This window comes from Neisseria sp. P0014.S002 (assembly GCF_051958295.1).
GTDB lineage: Bacteria > Pseudomonadota > Gammaproteobacteria > Burkholderiales > Neisseriaceae > Neisseria > Neisseria flavescens_B.
Map to the genome: position 1 here is coordinate 23463 of NZ_JBQCVO010000002.1, position 16224 is coordinate 39686.

A 16224-nucleotide genomic window follows, 5' to 3' on the forward strand; every position below is an offset into this window, starting at 1 on the left:
GCATAAAATTCTCTATCTGTTATATTTTCAAAATTTATCAAAAATAAAAGATTGATTTACAGCAAGAATTAAAAGCAACTCATCTTATATAGTTCAAACACTGCTGTCACAACCAGCAAACCATTACATAACAAATGCATAAAAAAGGAACCTCCTATGCCACGTTTGAAACTCCACCAAATCGTTCTGGCTTTGGCCGTTTCTGCCGCGTTGACCGCCTGCGGCGAGAAAACGGCTCAAACAACCGAAACTCCTCAAGCTGCTTCTGCCGCAAGCGCTGCCGATGCTGCCGCAAGCACCGCCGCCGTTTCAGCCCCTCAAAATTCTGCCGATGTTTCTGACGAAGACAAAGCCCTGTTGGAACGCGCGCAAGCTACGTTCAAACCTTTGCCTGACTTAGCCGAAATGTAAAAAGTTCGTCCGTTTACCGAAGAACAGGTCAAACTCGGCCAACAACTTTGGTACGAAAACCGCCTGTCCAAAGGCAACACTGTCAGCTGTAACTCCTGCCACAACTTGGCAACTGCCGGCGTAGACAACATGCCGACCAGCGCGGGCCACAAAAGCCAATTCGGCGGCCGTAACTCCCCAACTGCTCTGAATGCTGCCTTGTTGGGCAGCCAATTCTGGGACGGCCGTGCAGCCGATGTGGAAGAACAAGCCGGCGGCCCATTGCTCAACCCTGTTGAAATGGCCAACGCTACCGAAGCCGATGCCGCCGCAAAAATTGCCGGTATCCCTGAATACCAAGAAAAATTCAAAGCCGCATTCCCTGAAGACGGCGCGGTTTCCTTCAAAAACATCACCACCGCATTGGGCGCGTTTGAACGTACCCTGCTGACCCCGACCCGTTGGGACGACTACCTGAAAGGCAACGTATCTGCCCTGAGCGAACAAGAACGCAAAGGCGTACGCGCATTTATGGACAACGGCTGTATTGCTTGTCACAGCGGCGTTAACTTGGGCGGTACCATGTTCCAAAAATTCGGTTTGGTGGATGGTCCTTACTGGAAACACATCGACGATCCTAAACACGACAAAGGCCGTGCGGACGTAACCAAAAAAGCCGAAGACGAATTCTTCTTCCGCGTTCCCGGCTTGAGAAATGTTGAGCGCACCTATCCATACTTCCACAACGGCAGCGTTTGGGAATTGGATAAAGCCGTCAACATCATGGCGAAAGCTCAATTGGGTAAAACTCTGGCTCCGGAAGAAACTGAAAACATCGTTGCCTTCTTGAAAGCCCTCTCCGGCAATGTTCCTGAATCTGCCCGAACCATGCCTGAGCTGCCTGTATCCACCGATGTCAAATCCCGACCTGACAACAAATAAGGTTTAGCGCAACAAAAAGGCCGTCTGAAAATTCGTTTCAGACGGCCTTTGTTTTGCCGGGCATATGGGCGTCTTTGTTTCACGATTCCACACAATATGGTAATCTTGATCCGATTTTCACCATACATCCGAAAGGAACATCATGAGCCTGATTATTGAAGACTTGCAAGAAGGTCACGGCAAAGAAGCCGTCAAAGGCAAAGAAATCACCGTACATTACACCGGCTGGTTGGAAGACGGTACCAAATTCGACTCCAGCCTCGACCGCCGTCAACCGCTGACCATCACTCTAGGCGTCGGCGAAGTGATTAAAGGTTGGGACGAAGGCTTCGGCGGCATGAAAGAAGGCGGCAAACGCAAGCTGACCATTCCTTCCGAAATGGGCTACGGCGCACACGGTGCCGGCGGCGTGATTCCTCCGCACGCGACTTTGATTTTTGAAGTCGAGCTGCTGAAAGTGTACGAATAAGCATTTGACGCTTCAAAAGACCGAGGCCGTCTGAAACCCTGTTTTTCAGGTTTCAGACGGCCTGTTTTTATCAAGATTCGGTATAATGCCTGTTTTACAAACAAACCATTTCCCAAGGAACCCTCATGCTTTTACCCGAACAAGTCAAAACCCTGATTGAAGGCGTTACCCCTTGCGAACACGTCGAAGTCGAAGGCGACGGCCATCACTTCTTCGCCGTAATCGTTTCCTCCTCCTTTGAAGGCAAAGCCCGCCTCGCCCGCCACCGCCTGATTAAAGACGGCCTCAAGCCGCAACTCGAAAGCAACGAATTGCACGCGCTGTCGATTTCCGTTGCCGCCACGCCGGCTGAATGGGCGGCCAAACAGGCTTAATTCGGAATCAAGCAAAAGGCCGTCTGAAACTTCAGACGGCCTTTTGCATTCAAACCCAAGCAGCCTCAGCTTCCGGCCTGCATCTGTTTTTTCGGGAAAAACTGCACCACGTTCTCTCCTTGCGGCAACACCAATTTCTTCACGGCATGGCCGTACACGGTTTCAAGCGTGATGTTCAGACGGCCTTCGTTGGCAAAAATCTTATCCACACATTCCTTGGCCGCTTGCGGATTGCTGAACTTCAACGCATTCCACAATCCCAAGGTTTCCATATCCTGCCAAAATGTCCCGGCTTTTTTATAGCTCAACTCAAGCTTGGCCGTGTCGGTTACCGGATCGTAAAAGCCGTTGTCGGCGAGCATATCGCCCAAGTCGTGCATATCAATCAACGTGGGCGCTTCGCATTCGATGCCTTCATGGTTCAGACGGCCTGTCAGCTCGGTCAGGCTGTCGCGGCCAAAGTGCGTGAAAAACAATAATCCGTCGGTTTTTAAAGCAGTGGCCCAGTTTTTCAATACCGGCAAAATATCGTCGGCGCGGCTGAGGCTGAGGTTGGCCCACAGCATATCGGCGGCTGCTTCAGGCAGCGGCGCGGTCAGGGCTTGGCAATGTTGCGGAATGGTTTTGCCGGTCAGCTTCTGCCAGAAACCGCCTTTGCGCGCGGCGGCGGCGGTTTTCAAAAAGTCGGCATTCGGATCGTATTCTTCAAACACGGCGTCGGGATAACGCGCGGCCAGCAGGCTGCGGCTGATGTCGGCATCGGCACCAATCAGCATGATGCGTTTGGGTGCATTGCGGACCAGCTGCAGGCGCTCGTCGGTGTCTTGGGCGAGATGGCGGTGAATTTGCCAGCGTTTGTCTTGTTCGGTCATGGTGGGTCGTGTCAGCGGGCTTTGCCCGACAATGTTTTTATGGTTTAAGTCTGTTTCAGACGGCCTTTTCGACAAAATTGCGGTAGATTTCGGCAAATTCGTCGGCATGGCTTAAAAAGGGCGCGTGTGCGGCTTTGTCGATAAGGACCAGCTCGCTATTGCTCAAATGGCGGTGCAAATATTCGCCCATGCGCGGCGGCGTGATCGCGTCTTTCTGTCCAAACACCAGCAATGACGGCGTTTGAATAAGCGGCAACAACGGACGCGCATCGGCATGGTTGACCGCTTCAAGCGCGGCCTGTAAAGCGGAAGGCGTGCCGCAGCGCGCCAAATCGGGCAACACCCGGTTTAAGATTTCGCCTGAATGCGGTGTGTGCAGCAGTTGCAGTTGTAGAAACTGTTTAATATGTTTGGCATAATCCTGCTGGAATGCGCCGACCATCTTGCCCAAGGCAGGTTGCGCCAAGCCTTCGGGATAATCCGTGTCGGCAGTCAATCGGGCAAAACTTGCCGTCAGGCAGAGCGATTGGATTTTATCGGGATAAAGCGCGGTCAGATACAGGGCAACCAATCCGCCCAGCGACCAGCCGAGAATGTGTGCCGGCGTGTCAATTTGTCCGGCGAAGGCTTCGGCAACGGCGGCAATATCAAACGGTTCGGCAAAAGGCGCATCGCCGTGTCCGGGCAAATCAAGCGCGCGGACGTCCCAATCGGCAGGCAGGCGCGGTATCAAATCGTCAAATACATGGCGGTTCGCCGCCCAACCGTGTATCAGATAAACTTTTTTGGCGGAGTGTGGCATGAATGTTCTTTCTTGGTGGCGCAGTTTGAAACAGCTCAATGCGCGACGTTGCGTATTATGCCACGATTCCGTTTCAGACGGCCTTTGCCGAGGCTGCGCAAACGATTTGACGGAATATTTTATCGACGCGGCACAAAGCTGCCCTTTGTGTTTCCGCCATGTCGCGGGCGGGGCAGTGTGCGGCAGTTGTCAGAAAAAGCCGCCCGCATTTGATAGAATGTGGGCCTCGCTGTATTACGAACCGCCCGTCAGCAGCATGATACGCGAGCTGAAACACTTGGCTGACTTGGGCATGAGCCGTCCTTTGGCGGATTTGATGAGCCAAAACGCACCGGACTGGTTGGCGACGGAACACTTCGATTTCGTCCTGCCCATGCCTTTGAGCAAAGAGCGGCGGCTCAAACGCGGATTCAACCAAAGCGAGGCATTGACGGATATTTTGGCAAAACGCTACGGCTGGACGCTGCTGCCGCGCCACGCGGTTTTCAGACGGCATGGCGAGCCGCAAAGTACGCTGAAAAGCGACGAACGTCTGCGAAATATCAAGAATGCATTTAAAATCCAAGCCGAATTGCCGAAGGCGTGTAATATTCTGTTAATTGATGATGTCTTTACCACCGGCTCGACTTTAAACGAATTGGCGAAAACGCTGAAAAAATCAGGCGCAGGTAAGATTTTTTGCTGGAGTTTGGCGCGGCCGCCAATGAAAAAATAGCTTAAGGTTTTTGACACCCATGGAACATTTCGGCATTATGCCACTCTATAAGTGATTGATTTATATGTTTACCATAGTTTTGTACCAACCCGAAATCCCGCCCAATACGGGCAATATTATCCGCCTGTGCGCCAATACCGGTGCCGATTTGCACTTGGTCAAGCCGCTTGGTTTCCCTCTGGATTCGTCCAAAATGAAACGCGCGGGTTTGGATTATCACGAGTTTGCCAAACTGACGGTACATGAGAATTTCGATGATTGCCTCAAGGCACTCGAAGGCCGCCGCATTTTCGCGCTGACCACCAAAGGCTCCACCCGCCCCGACGAAGTTTCCTTCCGCAAAGGCGACGTGTTGCTGTTTGGTCCCGAAACACGCGGCCTGCCTGCCGAAGTTCTCGACAGCCTGCCTGCCGGACAAAAAATCCGCCTGCCGATGATGCCCGACAGCAGGAGCATGAATCTTTCCAATACCGTCGCCGTCATTCTGTTTGAAGCATGGCGACAAAACGGTTTTGCCGGCGGCGTATAACAGGCCGTCTGAAACCGCTGCGTTATCAACTCAAGAACGGAACCCGTTTTGACTTTTACTAAAAAAACCCTCCTTTCCCTAGCCGCCGCCACCATCGGCGTCCTTTCCATCAATGCCGCCGTCGCCGACAGCGTGGTCCGAGTCGAAAAACTGCATCCTTCTGCCAACCGCAGTTACAAAGTTGCCGGCAAACGCTACACGCCGCTGACCAAAGTTTCCTCTTTCAGCCAAACCGGCAAAGCCTCATGGTACGGCAACCAATTCCACGGCCGTAAAACTTCCAGCGGCGAGCGTTACAATATGAACGCCTTCTCCGCCGCCCACAAAACCCTCCCTATTCCCAGCTACGCACGCGTGACCAATATGCAAAACGGCAAAAGCGTCATCGTCCGCGTCAACGACCGCGGCCCTTTCCACGGCAACCGCGTCATCGATGTTTCCAAAGCCGCCGCCCAACAATTAGGTTTCATCAACCAAGGCACGGCCAACGTCAAAGTTGAGCAAATCATCCCCGGCCAAACCGCCGCTCAAACCATTATTTCCCCAAACAACAAAGAATTTTTTGTTGATTTGAAATCCTTCGGTACCCAACGCGAAGCACAGGCTTATTTGAACCAAGCCGCACAAAGCCTGCCATCCGACAGCAAAGTCATGCTTGAAAAACGCAACTACGAATATGTGGTCAAAATGGGTCCGTTCAGCAGCCAAGAACGTGCCGCCGAAGCAGGCGAACGCGCCCGTCATCTGAACCTGGCATCCACCATCTGATTTCGTCCGCGTTACCGCTGAAGTTTGATACAATACAAGGCCGTCTGAAACCCGATTGCAAGGTTTCAGACGGCCTTTTTTAATCACAGGGGAACACCATGATCAGCAGGCTCACAGGCAAATTGATTGAGAAAAATCCGCCACAGGTCGTTATCGACGTCAACGGCGTCGGTTATGAAGCCGACGTTTCCATGCAGACTTTCTACAACCTGCCTTCCGTTGGCGAAACTGTCCATCTCTACACCCAGCTTGTCGTCCGCGAAGACGCGCATCTGCTGTTTGGTTTCGCCTCAGTCGAGGAACGCGCCACCTTCCGCCAACTGGTCAAAGTCAGCGGCATCGGTGCCAAAACCGCATTGGGCATTTTGTCGGCCATGAATGCCGACGAGCTGGCGCAAGCCATTGCCGAAGAAGACGTCAAACGCCTCTCTTCCGCCCCCGGCATCGGCAAAAAAACCGCCGAACGCATGGTGTTGGAGCTGCGCGGCAAACTTGTATCCCATACCGTTTCAGACGGCCTGTTTGCCCCTGCTGCCGTTGCCGACGAAAGCCAAGACATCATCAACACCCTGCTTGCCCTCGGCTACAACGAACGCGAAGCCAAAGCCGCCACCAAAGGCATTCCCAAGGGTACGGAAGTCGGCGAAGGCGTGCGCCTGGCCTTGAAAAACCTGCTTAAATAAGGCCGTCTGAAACATGAAGGCATTAGCACTGAGCATCACCCTCTTGCTGAGCGCGTGCGTCTATACCGAGACTCCGTATGGTCACACCGCCGTCTTGGACCTGCCCGTCCACTCGCAAACCACCGTCAACAAAACCGTGACCATCAACGCCCCGCCGGGAACGACCGTCATTTACCAAGACAGCCAGCCTGTTCACAACCATCCGGCTTATCCCGTCTATCCGCGCCGGGTTTATCGTTATCGATAAACAACGCTGACCGTTTGAAACCATATGTTCAGACAGCCTGTTGAGAGACCAACCATGAAATACATCCTTCCCTTGCTTTTACTCCTGAGCGCCTGCACACCGGATGTCAAGACCACCACGGATGCCGCATCCGCCCCCAAAACACACGGCTTCGCACACCGCCTGACCGAAGGCGAAAAACTGCTGACCCAAGCCCTCATCAAACAAGACCTCGCTGCCTACTTCAAACACGAAACCGGCGGCGCATTTGCCGAACAAGCCCCCTTATTCTCGGCCCAGCAACTTGCCGAACAGAAAAACATCCCCAAAAACGATGCCATCGGCGTTTACGGCAAAATCATCAAAACCCAAGGTCGCACCGCCTGGCTGCAAACCGACAAGCAAACCCTCAAACTCGATTTGGCCGAACCGCTGCAAGAAGCTCAAGGCGAAGTTACCCTTGTCTGCCAACACGAAAACACCGTATTCCAAGACTGCCAAACAGAAGAAAACTTCGCCCGACGCTTTACCGAACAAATTTTCTCGGCGGTCGAGTCCGGACGCGTATCCGCCCAAACAGACGCACCGGCCGAAGAAATCATGGCCGGCCGCCTCATCCCGTTTTTAAGTGCCGCCAGCGACTTTACCGGCAACTTCAAAGCCTGCGCCACCACCATGACCGAATACTGCACCAGCCGCCTGGCACGCGAAATGCCCGAATCCGCAGTCCGCAAAAAAGCACAGGAATTGGGTTTGACCGAAATAGCATTTAAAAAGAAAAAATAAATATTTAGGCCGTCTGAACCCTATGGCGGCTGTGTTATAATCCGCACCTCATACAGGTCGGACAGACAGTCGCCGCGTATCGCATAAGGCATACGGGGAGGAAAGTCCGGGCTCCACAGAGCAGAATGCCGGCTAACGGCCGGGCGCGGCAACGCGACGGAAAGTGGAACAGAAAGCAATACCGCCGATGATTGCCTTCGGGCAAAACAGGTAAGGGTGAAAAGGTGCGGTAAGAGCGCACCGTGCATTTGGTAACAAAGCGCAGCAGGCTAAACCCCATTCGGAGCAAGACCAAACAGAACGCGATGACGCTGCTCGCCGAGCGTTCGGGTAGGTTGCTTGAGCACACCAGCAATGATGTGCCTAGAGGAATGACTGTCCGCGACAGAACCCGGCTTACCGTCCGAGCTGTATGTCCCCATACCGCGGCAGGTTTTAAAAACCTGCCGCATTTTTATAAAAATAAAAAGGCCGTCTGAAACCTGAATCTTGGTTTCAGACGGCCTTTTTTTAAACCGCTATTTATGGACGGTATTCCGGTTTCATGCCGTTGGGCAGAAGCTGCCATACATAGCCGGTGGTTTTCATTTTGCCGGCCACTTCGCCTGCTTCATCGCCATAGCCCCAGAAATAATCCACACGGACCGCGCCTTTAATCGCGCTGCCGGTATCTTGCGCCATAATCAGGCGGTTGAGGGCTTTTTGGGTGGTCGGGTGGGCAGTGGCGACAAATAATGGTGCGCCAAGCGTGATGTAGTGACGGTCGATGGCACCAGCGTATTCGCCCATCAACGGCGTACCCAATGCGCCCACCGGGCCGGAATCACTGCTGCCGGTCAGTTCGCGGAAAAAGACGTAGCTGGGGTTTTGTCCCAAAACTTCGGCAAGGCGGCTGGGGTTTTGCTTCATATAGGCCTTGATGCCCTGCATGCTGGTCTGACCCAGCGGCAGATAGCCTTTGTCCGCCATATAGCGGCCGATGGAAACATACGGATGTTCGTTTTTATCGGCAAATCCGACGCGGATGTATTTGCCGGACGGCGTTTTCAAACGGCCTGAACCTTGAATGTGCATAAAGAAAAGTTCGACCGGATCATCTGCGTAACCCAAAATCGGCGCTTTGCCGTTAAGCGCACCGCCGTTGATTTGGCTGCGGGTGTAGTAAGGAACGAAGCGGCTGCCTTCAAAACGGCCTTTCAGCGCAGTACTGCGTGCTGTAATCGGGAATCTGGACAAATCGGCCGTGTATGTGCCGCTATTGTCGATGACGCCGCTGTTTTGACCGGTTTGGCGGATGCGGACGGTGGCTTTGCTGCCTCTCAAGTTTGCAGCCAGCGGAACGGAAACAAAATCGTTCGGAATGCCGTAAATAGGGAAACGGGATTGGCTTGTGGGCTTGTCGTCGCCGTGCAGGACCGGTTCGTAATAGCCGGTAATGGTGCCGGCAGGATTGCCACCATTGTCAACGCGCCATGCGGTGAAATAGCGCTCGAAAAAGTGTTTGGCTTGGAAATGGTGCGCCGGCGTTTGCATGGCTTGGATACAAACGTCCTGCCAGCCTTGGCGGTTTTTGAGTTTTTCACAGCCTAAGCGGAAAGACTGCAGGCTTTTAGCGAAGTGTTGGGTGTTCCAGTGTGGCAGTTCGTTGTAGGAAACAACGGTGTAGTTTGCTCCTCCCCCGCTCACTGTCGTACCAATGGGATCAGGCGTACCGGTGGGGCGGTCAGGGCCTTTGATAACGCTGGTGTCGGTTTCGGGAAGATTTTTAATGCTTTTGCTCGGACAGGCGGCAAGAATGGCTGCGGCAATGCTGACGAGCGTGATGCGGTACAGGTGTTTTTTCATGGAATCAATAACGTGTCGAAAGGCCGTCTGAAAGCTATTTTTCAGACGGCCTATGTTGGAAAGTGCTGATTTTAACACAAAAAAGCCATTTATCGGCGCGGCGGCAATTTGACGACAACCGTATCGGCCAGCATATCGTAGAGCGTGCGGCGGTCGCGTTTGACGGAGAAGAGCATGATGAAGTTAATGAAGGCTATAAGCAGAGAAATCAGGTTTCCACCCGTGTCACTTATTGCCAACGATACAATAGTTACCACAACACCAACAGCAAGCGCCCAGACAACTTCGCGGATTAAAACCGTTCCTTCAAAGCCCGGATTGCTCCCGTCATTTTTTAACACCCGGATGCCCATAATTTTTTTACCTAAAGACTGACCGTCCCGGCTCATGTAATACAGTTGGACAATACCAAAAACTAAATAAACAGCCAAAGAAATAAAAAATGTTATGGCAAAATATTCAGGGGTATTAAAAAGAGAAGATTCCGAAACTAATTTTTTGCTTTCATCTAAAGTGAAAACTACCATCATGATGAATGGCAACCATATCAAAAAAGTAAACAGATTATTCAACAAATATGCCGCAACCCTCGCCCCCGGCGAAGCAATATGGACATCTACTATTTCCGTTTTAGGCAAATCCGACAAATTGATTTCGCTCATTTCATCTTCCTCTGTGCTATTTAATGAGATGCAATTTCATTGCCATCTTAACCTATTTTTCCATCATTCTAAAAAATTTCGATAAAAACCTTTACATTTTCCGCAGACGGCGTTAAAACGTTTGCTTTCCCCTTTTTTATAGTGGGTTAACAAAAATCTGAACAAAGCGGCAGGCGATGCCGTTCCGATTTTTGTTAATGCACTATAAAACTTATCCGGATTTTCTTCTCAAGGAGTAGCACATGAAAGTAGGTTTTGTCGGCTGGCGCGGTATGGTCGGCTCTGTTTTGATGCAGCGTATGAAAGAAGAAAACGACTTCGCCCATATTCCCGAAGCGTTTTTCTTTACCACTTCCAACGTCGGCGGCGCTGCCCCTGATTTCGGTCAGGCAGCCAAAACATTGTTGGATGCCAACGATGTTGCCGAATTGGCAAAAATGGACATCATCGTTACCTGTCAGGGTGGCGACTACACCAAATCCGTCTTCCAACCCCTGCGCGACAGCGGCTGGAACGGCTACTGGGTTGACGCGGCTTCTTCCCTGCGCATGAAAGACGATGCGATTATCGTCCTCGACCCTGTCAACCGCAACGTCATCGACAACGGCCTCAAAAACGGCGTGAAAAACTACATCGGCGGCAACTGTACCGTTTCCCTGATGTTGATGGCTTTGGGCGGTTTGTTCCAAAACGATTTGGTTGAATGGGCAACCAGCATGACCTACCAAGCCGCTTCCGGCGCGGGTGCGAAAAACATGCGCGAACTCATCAGCGGCATGGGCGCGATTCACGCCAAAGTGGCAGACGAGCTTGCCGATCCTTCCAGCGCGATTCTCGACATCGACCGCAAAGTGTCCGATTTCCTGCGCAGCGAAGACTATCCGAAAGCCAACTTCGGTGTACCACTCGCCGGCAGCCTGATTCCGTGGATTGACGTGGATCTGGGCAACGGCCAGTCCAAAGAAGAATGGAAGGGCGGCGTAGAAACCAATAAAATCCTCGGCCGCAGCGACAATCCGACCGTAATCGACGGCTTGTGCGTGCGCATCGGCTCTATGCGCTGCCACAGCCAAGCCCTCACCCTGAAGCTGAAAAAAGACCTGCCTGTTTCTGAAATCGAAGCCATCTTGGCAGGTGCAAACGACTGGGTGAAAGTCATCCCTAACGAAAAAGAAGCCAGCATCCACGAGCTGACTCCTGCCAAAGTTACCGGCACGCTGTCTGTTCCTGTCGGACGCATCCGCAAACTGGGCATGGGCGGCGAATACATCAGCGCGTTCACTGTCGGCGACCAACTCTTGTGGGGCGCTGCCGAACCGTTGCGCCGCGTATTGCGCATTATCTTGGGCAGCCTGTAATTTAGGTTGGCATGAAAAAAGCAACGGTTTGGGCCGTTGCTTTTTTTGTCACAACAAGGCCGTCTGAACCTTTCAGACGGCCTTTTTCCTATTCTTTCTTACCAGCCAAACCAATTTCTTTGGTGGAATCGCCAACTTTAATTTGCGCCTTACCGGCAATTTCTTCAGCCTGCGGGCCGAAGAGTTTCAAATCGTAACGGCCGTTTTCGATACCGTTCAAACTGGTTTTACCGCTGATGGCGGCTTTGCCATTGTTATTGGCAATACCTGCGGCAAGCAGGTCGACATTATTGTGGGAAGCCATGCTGCTGATTTTGCCGTAACCTTGTTTTTTATCGAAATCGACGGTGTATTTCAGACGGCCGCTGCGGTCGTCGCCGTTAAACGCGATACCTGAATACTGATAGCTGCCTTGTTTGGGCAAATTGCGGTAAGCGGTTTCATCACCTTGGACTTCGCCGACGGTGAATGTGTATGTATCGAGGTTTTGCAGCTTGCCTGCGTCATCGGCTTTTTGTTTGGCGTAACGCGTGGCAACAGTGGAATAATTTTGTTTATACACTTGGAAGTCGCCCGTTTCCAAAGTGATGACTTGGCCGTTTACCTTGATTTTTTGGGCGTAGTCGTAAGAGGATACTTTATCGGTTTTCAAAAAGCCGGTATCAAGTTTTCCGCCTTTTTGCAAGGTTTGCGTTTTACCGTTGGCCGTCAGCTCCAACGTACCGTTTTCAGGGACGGATTCGTTCAATTCAACGGACAGCACGCCTTTCGGATGCGGATTGAGCGGCTCGGTCACGGCATTCGACAAGCCGCTTGTTGCGCCGCCGCAGGCAGCCAGCATCAAAGACAGGGAAGCAGTCAAAGCAGAAATACGGAGGGTTCTCATCATTTTTTCCTTTCCTTTTTTATTTGATATGATATTTATCATATACCTAAAAAAATGAACAATAAATGATTTTTGTCAAAATTAATTATTTTGAATATTGATTTTATAAATATTGAAACATTTTTAAAATATCGGGCATTCAGTCCATCCAGCCTCCCTTCCGCTATAATCATTTTATTTTGCAAACGGATTTCATCATGCCGAAAATCACCCTTATCGCCGCCTACGCCGCCCGCCGCTGTATCGGCATCAACAACACCATGCCTTGGCATTTGCCCGAGGATTTTGCCTTTTTCAAATCCTACACCACCGGCAAACCCGTTATTATGGGCCGCAAAACATGGGAGTCGCTGCCGCGCAAGCCGCTGCCCGGCCGTCAAAATATCGTCATTACCCGCCAAGATTATCAGGCCGAAGGCGCGCAAACGACGGCCTCTTTGGAAGATGCGCTGGCTTTGTGTCAAGGGGCTGAAGAAGTCATCATCATGGGCGGCGCGCAAATTTATGCACAAGCTTTGCCGATTGCCACGGATTTGCGTTTGACCGAAGTCGGTTTGGATGTGGACGGTGATGCGTTTTTTCCTGAGTTTTCCACAGAAACATGGAAAGAAGCCTCTCGGGAAAACCATGTTTCCGCCAAAGGCATCGAATACGCGTTTGTACATTATGTGAAGGCATAATCCGACAACGCAAAGGCCGTCTGAAACCCTGTTTTTCAGGTTTCAGACGGCCTTTTATTTCGTTTGTTTACGGCATTCCGTTTAAGCCGTTTTGTTTTTCAAAGGCAGCTTGATATGCGGTTTGGCCGGCTTGGGCGCTTCTTTCAGTCCAAGTTCGATTTGCTGCTCTTCGCTCAACAAATTGCTCCAGTCGCCTTTTTTATACCAGTCGCGGCCGTCCAACTCTATGGGATGTTGGATGCGCTCGCAACCGTTGCCGCATTGCAAATCGTCTTCTTTGCAGTATTTGTCGCAACCCCAGCAGATACGCTCGGGATTTTTCGGGAAAATGGGAAATTTCTTGGCCATGGTGTTCTTCTTTTGTTTGTGTGCGGTATGGGCAGAATTATAAGTGATTTGAATGGGGCTGGCGGCGGGTTTATCGTGTTTTACGCTGATTTTTTAAGATGTGTTAACCTTTCAGACGGCCTATACTGTAAAAATAATCCCTACGCGGTACAACAAGAGGACCTGATATGAACATATGCCGTCTGAAGCCTGAATTTGTCGAGCCTTTATCCCTCGCGCTGTTTGAAGAATGGCACGATTTTGCGCCGTGGTCGTCTCTAGACAAAATCCGTGCGTATTACGCGCAGTGCCTCAATGGGGATGATTTGCCGCTGGCGTTTGCGGCTGTGGATAACGAAGGGCGGCTGATGGGTTCGGCGGCATTGAAACGGTTTGATATGGCGTGTTTTCCTGAATACGAATATTGGCTGGGCGATGTGTTCGTTTTGCCGCAATTTCGCGGTTTGGGCGTAGGCAGGCAGCTGGTTTCGTTTTGTCTGGATAAAGCATGCGAACTGGGTTTGCCGCATCTGTTTCTCTATACGCCGGATGTACAGGCCGTGTATGAAAAGTTCGGCTGGAAAGAAATTACGCAGACTTGGCACAACGGGGAAACCGTATCCGTCATGAAATTGGATTTATAGCTTGAAATAAATAAAAGGCCGTCTGAACATTTGGTTTCAGACGGCCTTTGTTTTTTAAATTATCCACAACTACCCTATCCGTTTAAACGGCGGCAGACAGGCCAATAATTGTTGGCCGTAGCGTTGCGTTTTGACGCGGTTGTCAAGGATGGTCACGCGGCCGTAATCCTGTTCGGTACGGATAAGGCGGCCGACGGCTTGGATCAGTTTGATGCTGGCTTCGGGAACGGTGATTTCGATAAAAGGATTGCCGCCACGTTGTTCAATCCAACGGTTTTGGGTTTTCTCGATAGGATTGTCCGGCATGGCAAACGGCAGCTTGGCAATAATGACTTGCACGCAGGCCGTGCCGGGCAGGTCGAGGCCTTCGGCAAAACTGTCGAGGCCGAAAATAATGCTGGCTTTGCCTTCGGCAATGGCTTGATGGTGCCTTTGCAACAGGACAGTCTTGGGCAACTCGCCTTGTACAAGCAGAAGCGGCAAGTATTCGTCAGGCAGTCGTAAGGCGACATCCTGCATTTGCTTGCGCGAGGAAAACAACACCAGCGTACCGATGGCTTCAACCGGCGAAACCAGCTTCGGCAACCATTCGACAATGGCGGTCGTGTGCGCATCAGGGTCTTTGGGGCTGGCGTGTACGGGCGGAATATACAGCTCGCCTTGCGTATCGAAATTAAACGGGCTTTCCAATGCAAGCGTGGTGGTTTCGGGCAGCCACAGCAGGCCGGTTTGGCGCAAAATCAGGTTGAAGCTGCCGAGCGATTGCAGGGTGGCCGAAGTCAACACCGCGCCTGCCGCACGCCGCCACAAGCTGTTAGCAAGGTGGGATGCGCTGCTGATGGGGCTGGCGTTGAAAATATAGTCGTTTTTGTCGTCGGCACGGCGAGTTATCCATTTCGCCAACGGCTCTTCGCCTTCAATGGGAACAATGGAGAGTAAATCCCAAACCGCGCTGATTTGTTCGATACGGGCAATAAAAAGGCCGAACTCGCTGGTCAGGCGGTCGAGGAGCGCGCCGTCCTGTTCTTTTTCGCGGCGCGCGGCAGAAAGCGCATCGTTCAAGCCGACAACGTGCTTGAGCAGGCTGCGCGCAGCAATGGCTGTATTGGAAACTGTGGTTTCCAGGCCTTCGGGGATTTTGCCGTCTTCCCACAACCAAGTCGGTTCGTTGTGTTTCCGCTTGTCATTTTCAGACGACCCCAGACTTAAAGACGGCTCTTCCGCCAAATGGAACTGCCATTCGTGCAAACTGTCGAGCAAAGATGTGGCAGCTTCGTCGGCAAGGTTGGCAAGTTCGGCTTTATCGGTAAGCGCGGCAATTTTGCCGGTCAGCTGCGGCAGTTTTTCCAGCGTCCAAACGGCAATATTCCATGAATGTTCGGCGGCAAAGCGGCTGAGGGCTTTTTTGGGCAGGTGGTGCGCTTCGTCTATGCAATAGAAACTGTTTTCGGGCGCAGGCAGAATCACGCCGCCGCCCATGCTGATGTCGGCAAGCAGAAGATCGTGGTTGGCAACGACGACATCGACGGTTTCCAAGACATCGCGCGCCAGGTAAAACGGACATTCCGCACGGTTGGGACAGGCGGATTTCAGGCAGCCGTGGCGGTCGTTGGTCACTTTGAGCCAAATCGCGTCATCGATTTTTTCCGGCCAAGCGTCGCGGTCGCCATTAAAACGGCGGGCGGAAAATTCATCGGCAATGTCGCGCAGCAGGTTCAATTCTTCCGGCTTGGGTTTGCTGTCCCACAACACTTCCGGCGCTTCAAAACCAAGCAGGTTTTGCTGGGCGTTGTTTTGCGTCAGTTGATAGAGTTTGTACGGACAAAGATAACGGCCGCGCCCTTTGGCAAGCGCAAAGGTCAGCTCCAAACCGCTTTTTTCGACCAGAAACGGCAAATCGCGGTCAACCAACTGCTCCTGCAAAGCCACCGTCGCACTGCTGACGATCAACCGTTTGCCGCGCGTTTGCGCCATGATGCCGCCGGCCAAAAGATAGGCCAACGATTTACCCACGCCGGTTGGCCCTTCAATTACGGCAATGCTCTCGCCCTCGCGTTTAGGCGCTTCTTCGCCTTCTTCACGCGTCAACGTCCGCGAAAAAGCGTTGGCAATCGCCGCAATCATTTCCCGCTGCGAAGCGCGCGGACGGAAACCGGGCAGGTTTTTGCCGACGTTTTGGTAATGGTCGCGGATGGCGTTTTTTTCTAAATCGGTGAGCATTGAGGCCGTCTGAATGGGTTTGCAAGAATAGCGTATTTTAGCATTT

18 protein-coding genes, 1 other RNA gene and 1 pseudogene are annotated in these 16224 nt (G+C 52.0%); 13 read left to right on the forward strand and 7 right to left on the reverse strand.

What is annotated here, in order from left to right:
• The first annotated feature begins 156 nt into the window (after positions 1-156).
• The 3 genes and pseudogenes from ACTHSX_RS02360 to ACTHSX_RS02370 all read left to right on the forward strand — a co-directional run bounded on the left by ACTHSX_RS02360 (position 157) and on the right by ACTHSX_RS02370 (position 2175).
• Positions 157-1332 (forward strand): annotated as a pseudogene (locus tag ACTHSX_RS02360) (cytochrome-c peroxidase).
• 139 nt (positions 1333-1471) lie between these two features.
• Entirely contained in the window at positions 1472-1801 is a 330-nt protein-coding gene (locus ACTHSX_RS02365; protein ID WP_440376918.1) for an FKBP-type peptidyl-prolyl cis-trans isomerase, read from the forward strand.
• A 125-nt stretch (positions 1802-1926) separates the two neighbouring features.
• Entirely contained in the window at positions 1927-2175 is a 249-nt protein-coding gene (locus ACTHSX_RS02370; protein WP_003686612.1) for a BolA family protein, read from the forward strand.
• 65 nt (positions 2176-2240) lie between these two features.
• On the opposite strand, the gene ACTHSX_RS02375 is transcribed toward ACTHSX_RS02370, so the two are convergent.
• The gene (locus ACTHSX_RS02375) at positions 2241-3047 is read right to left on the reverse strand and encodes a methyltransferase (RefSeq protein WP_440376703.1); all 807 of its coding nucleotides are present in this window, start codon (positions 3045-3047) and stop codon (positions 2241-2243) included.
• 55 nt (positions 3048-3102) lie between these two features.
• A complete protein-coding gene (gene bioH / locus ACTHSX_RS02380; RefSeq protein WP_308882017.1) occupies positions 3103-3849 on the reverse strand; it encodes a pimeloyl-ACP methyl ester esterase BioH in 747 nt (248 codons plus the stop codon).
• On the opposite strand from bioH, the gene ACTHSX_RS02385 reads away from it, so the two are divergent.
• The 7 genes from ACTHSX_RS02385 (at position 3848) to rnpB (ending at position 7971) form a co-directional block, all read left to right on the forward strand.
• Positions 3848-4564: a ComF family protein gene (locus ACTHSX_RS02385; protein WP_440376704.1), complete on the forward strand. Its 717-nt coding sequence runs from the start codon at positions 3848-3850 to the stop codon at positions 4562-4564. The genes bioH and ACTHSX_RS02385 overlap by 2 nt on opposite strands.
• 64 nt (positions 4565-4628) lie before the next feature.
• Positions 4629-5093, forward strand: a complete 465-nt coding sequence (gene trmL, locus ACTHSX_RS02390) for a tRNA (uridine(34)/cytosine(34)/5-carboxymethylaminomethyluridine(34)-2'-O)-methyltransferase TrmL (RefSeq protein ID WP_440376705.1) — start codon at positions 4629-4631, stop codon at positions 5091-5093.
• 48 nt (positions 5094-5141) lie between these two features.
• Positions 5142-5861 carry a septal ring lytic transglycosylase RlpA family protein gene (locus tag ACTHSX_RS02395; RefSeq protein WP_440376706.1) on the forward strand — a complete coding sequence of 240 codons (720 nt, stop codon included), beginning with the start codon at positions 5142-5144 and terminating at the stop codon, positions 5859-5861.
• Between the two features lie 98 nt (positions 5862-5959).
• Positions 5960-6544 carry a Holliday junction branch migration protein RuvA gene (gene ruvA, locus ACTHSX_RS02400; RefSeq protein ID WP_440376707.1) on the forward strand — a complete coding sequence of 195 codons (585 nt, stop codon included), beginning with the start codon at positions 5960-5962 and terminating at the stop codon, positions 6542-6544.
• 13 nt (positions 6545-6557) lie between these two features.
• On the forward strand, positions 6558-6791 hold the full coding sequence (locus tag ACTHSX_RS02405) for a methionine-binding protein (protein WP_440376708.1): 234 nt from the start codon (positions 6558-6560) through the stop codon (positions 6789-6791).
• Between the two features lie 54 nt (positions 6792-6845).
• Positions 6846-7556: a hypothetical protein gene (locus ACTHSX_RS02410; RefSeq protein ID WP_440376709.1), complete on the forward strand. Its 711-nt coding sequence runs from the start codon at positions 6846-6848 to the stop codon at positions 7554-7556.
• A 53-nt stretch (positions 7557-7609) separates the two neighbouring features.
• Positions 7610-7971: RNase P RNA component class A (rnpB, locus tag ACTHSX_RS02415), an RNA gene on the forward strand.
• Between the two features lie 107 nt (positions 7972-8078).
• On the opposite strand, the gene mltA is transcribed toward rnpB, so the two are convergent.
• Positions 8079-9401: a murein transglycosylase A gene (mltA, locus tag ACTHSX_RS02420; RefSeq protein ID WP_440376919.1), complete on the reverse strand. Its 1323-nt coding sequence runs from the start codon at positions 9399-9401 to the stop codon at positions 8079-8081.
• Between the two features lie 89 nt (positions 9402-9490).
• Complete coding sequence (locus ACTHSX_RS02425) at positions 9491-10063, reverse strand: RDD family protein (protein WP_440376710.1); 573 nt, start codon at positions 10061-10063, stop codon at positions 9491-9493.
• 242 nt (positions 10064-10305) lie between these two features.
• On the opposite strand from ACTHSX_RS02425, the gene asd reads away from it, so the two are divergent.
• On the forward strand, positions 10306-11421 hold the full coding sequence (asd, locus tag ACTHSX_RS02430; RefSeq protein WP_295847217.1) for an aspartate-semialdehyde dehydrogenase: 1116 nt from the start codon (positions 10306-10308) through the stop codon (positions 11419-11421).
• Positions 11422-11509: 88 nt separating this feature from the next.
• Here the strand turns inward: asd and ACTHSX_RS02435 are convergent, their stop codons facing one another.
• Positions 11510-12307 (reverse strand): factor H-binding protein, encoded by a 798-nt coding sequence (locus ACTHSX_RS02435; protein WP_440376920.1) that lies wholly within the window; start codon positions 12305-12307, stop codon positions 11510-11512.
• A gap of 197 nt (positions 12308-12504) precedes the next feature.
• On the opposite strand from ACTHSX_RS02435, the gene ACTHSX_RS02440 reads away from it, so the two are divergent.
• A complete protein-coding gene (locus tag ACTHSX_RS02440) occupies positions 12505-12987 on the forward strand; it encodes a dihydrofolate reductase (RefSeq protein WP_440376711.1) in 483 nt (160 codons plus the stop codon).
• A gap of 81 nt (positions 12988-13068) precedes the next feature.
• On the opposite strand, the gene ACTHSX_RS02445 is transcribed toward ACTHSX_RS02440, so the two are convergent.
• On the reverse strand, positions 13069-13335 hold the full coding sequence (locus tag ACTHSX_RS02445) for a DUF3079 domain-containing protein (RefSeq protein ID WP_003686685.1): 267 nt from the start codon (positions 13333-13335) through the stop codon (positions 13069-13071).
• 167 nt (positions 13336-13502) lie between these two features.
• Here ACTHSX_RS02445 and ACTHSX_RS02450 point away from each other — a divergent pair, with 167 nt between their 5' ends.
• Positions 13503-13958 (forward strand): GNAT family N-acetyltransferase, encoded by a 456-nt coding sequence (locus ACTHSX_RS02450; RefSeq protein ID WP_440376712.1) that lies wholly within the window; start codon positions 13503-13505, stop codon positions 13956-13958.
• A gap of 69 nt (positions 13959-14027) precedes the next feature.
• Here ACTHSX_RS02450 and dinG read toward each other — a convergent pair whose 3' ends face one another.
• Positions 14028-16178, reverse strand: a complete 2151-nt coding sequence (gene dinG, locus ACTHSX_RS02455; RefSeq protein WP_440376713.1) for an ATP-dependent DNA helicase DinG — start codon at positions 16176-16178, stop codon at positions 14028-14030.
• Positions 16179-16224 lie beyond the last annotated feature (46 nt).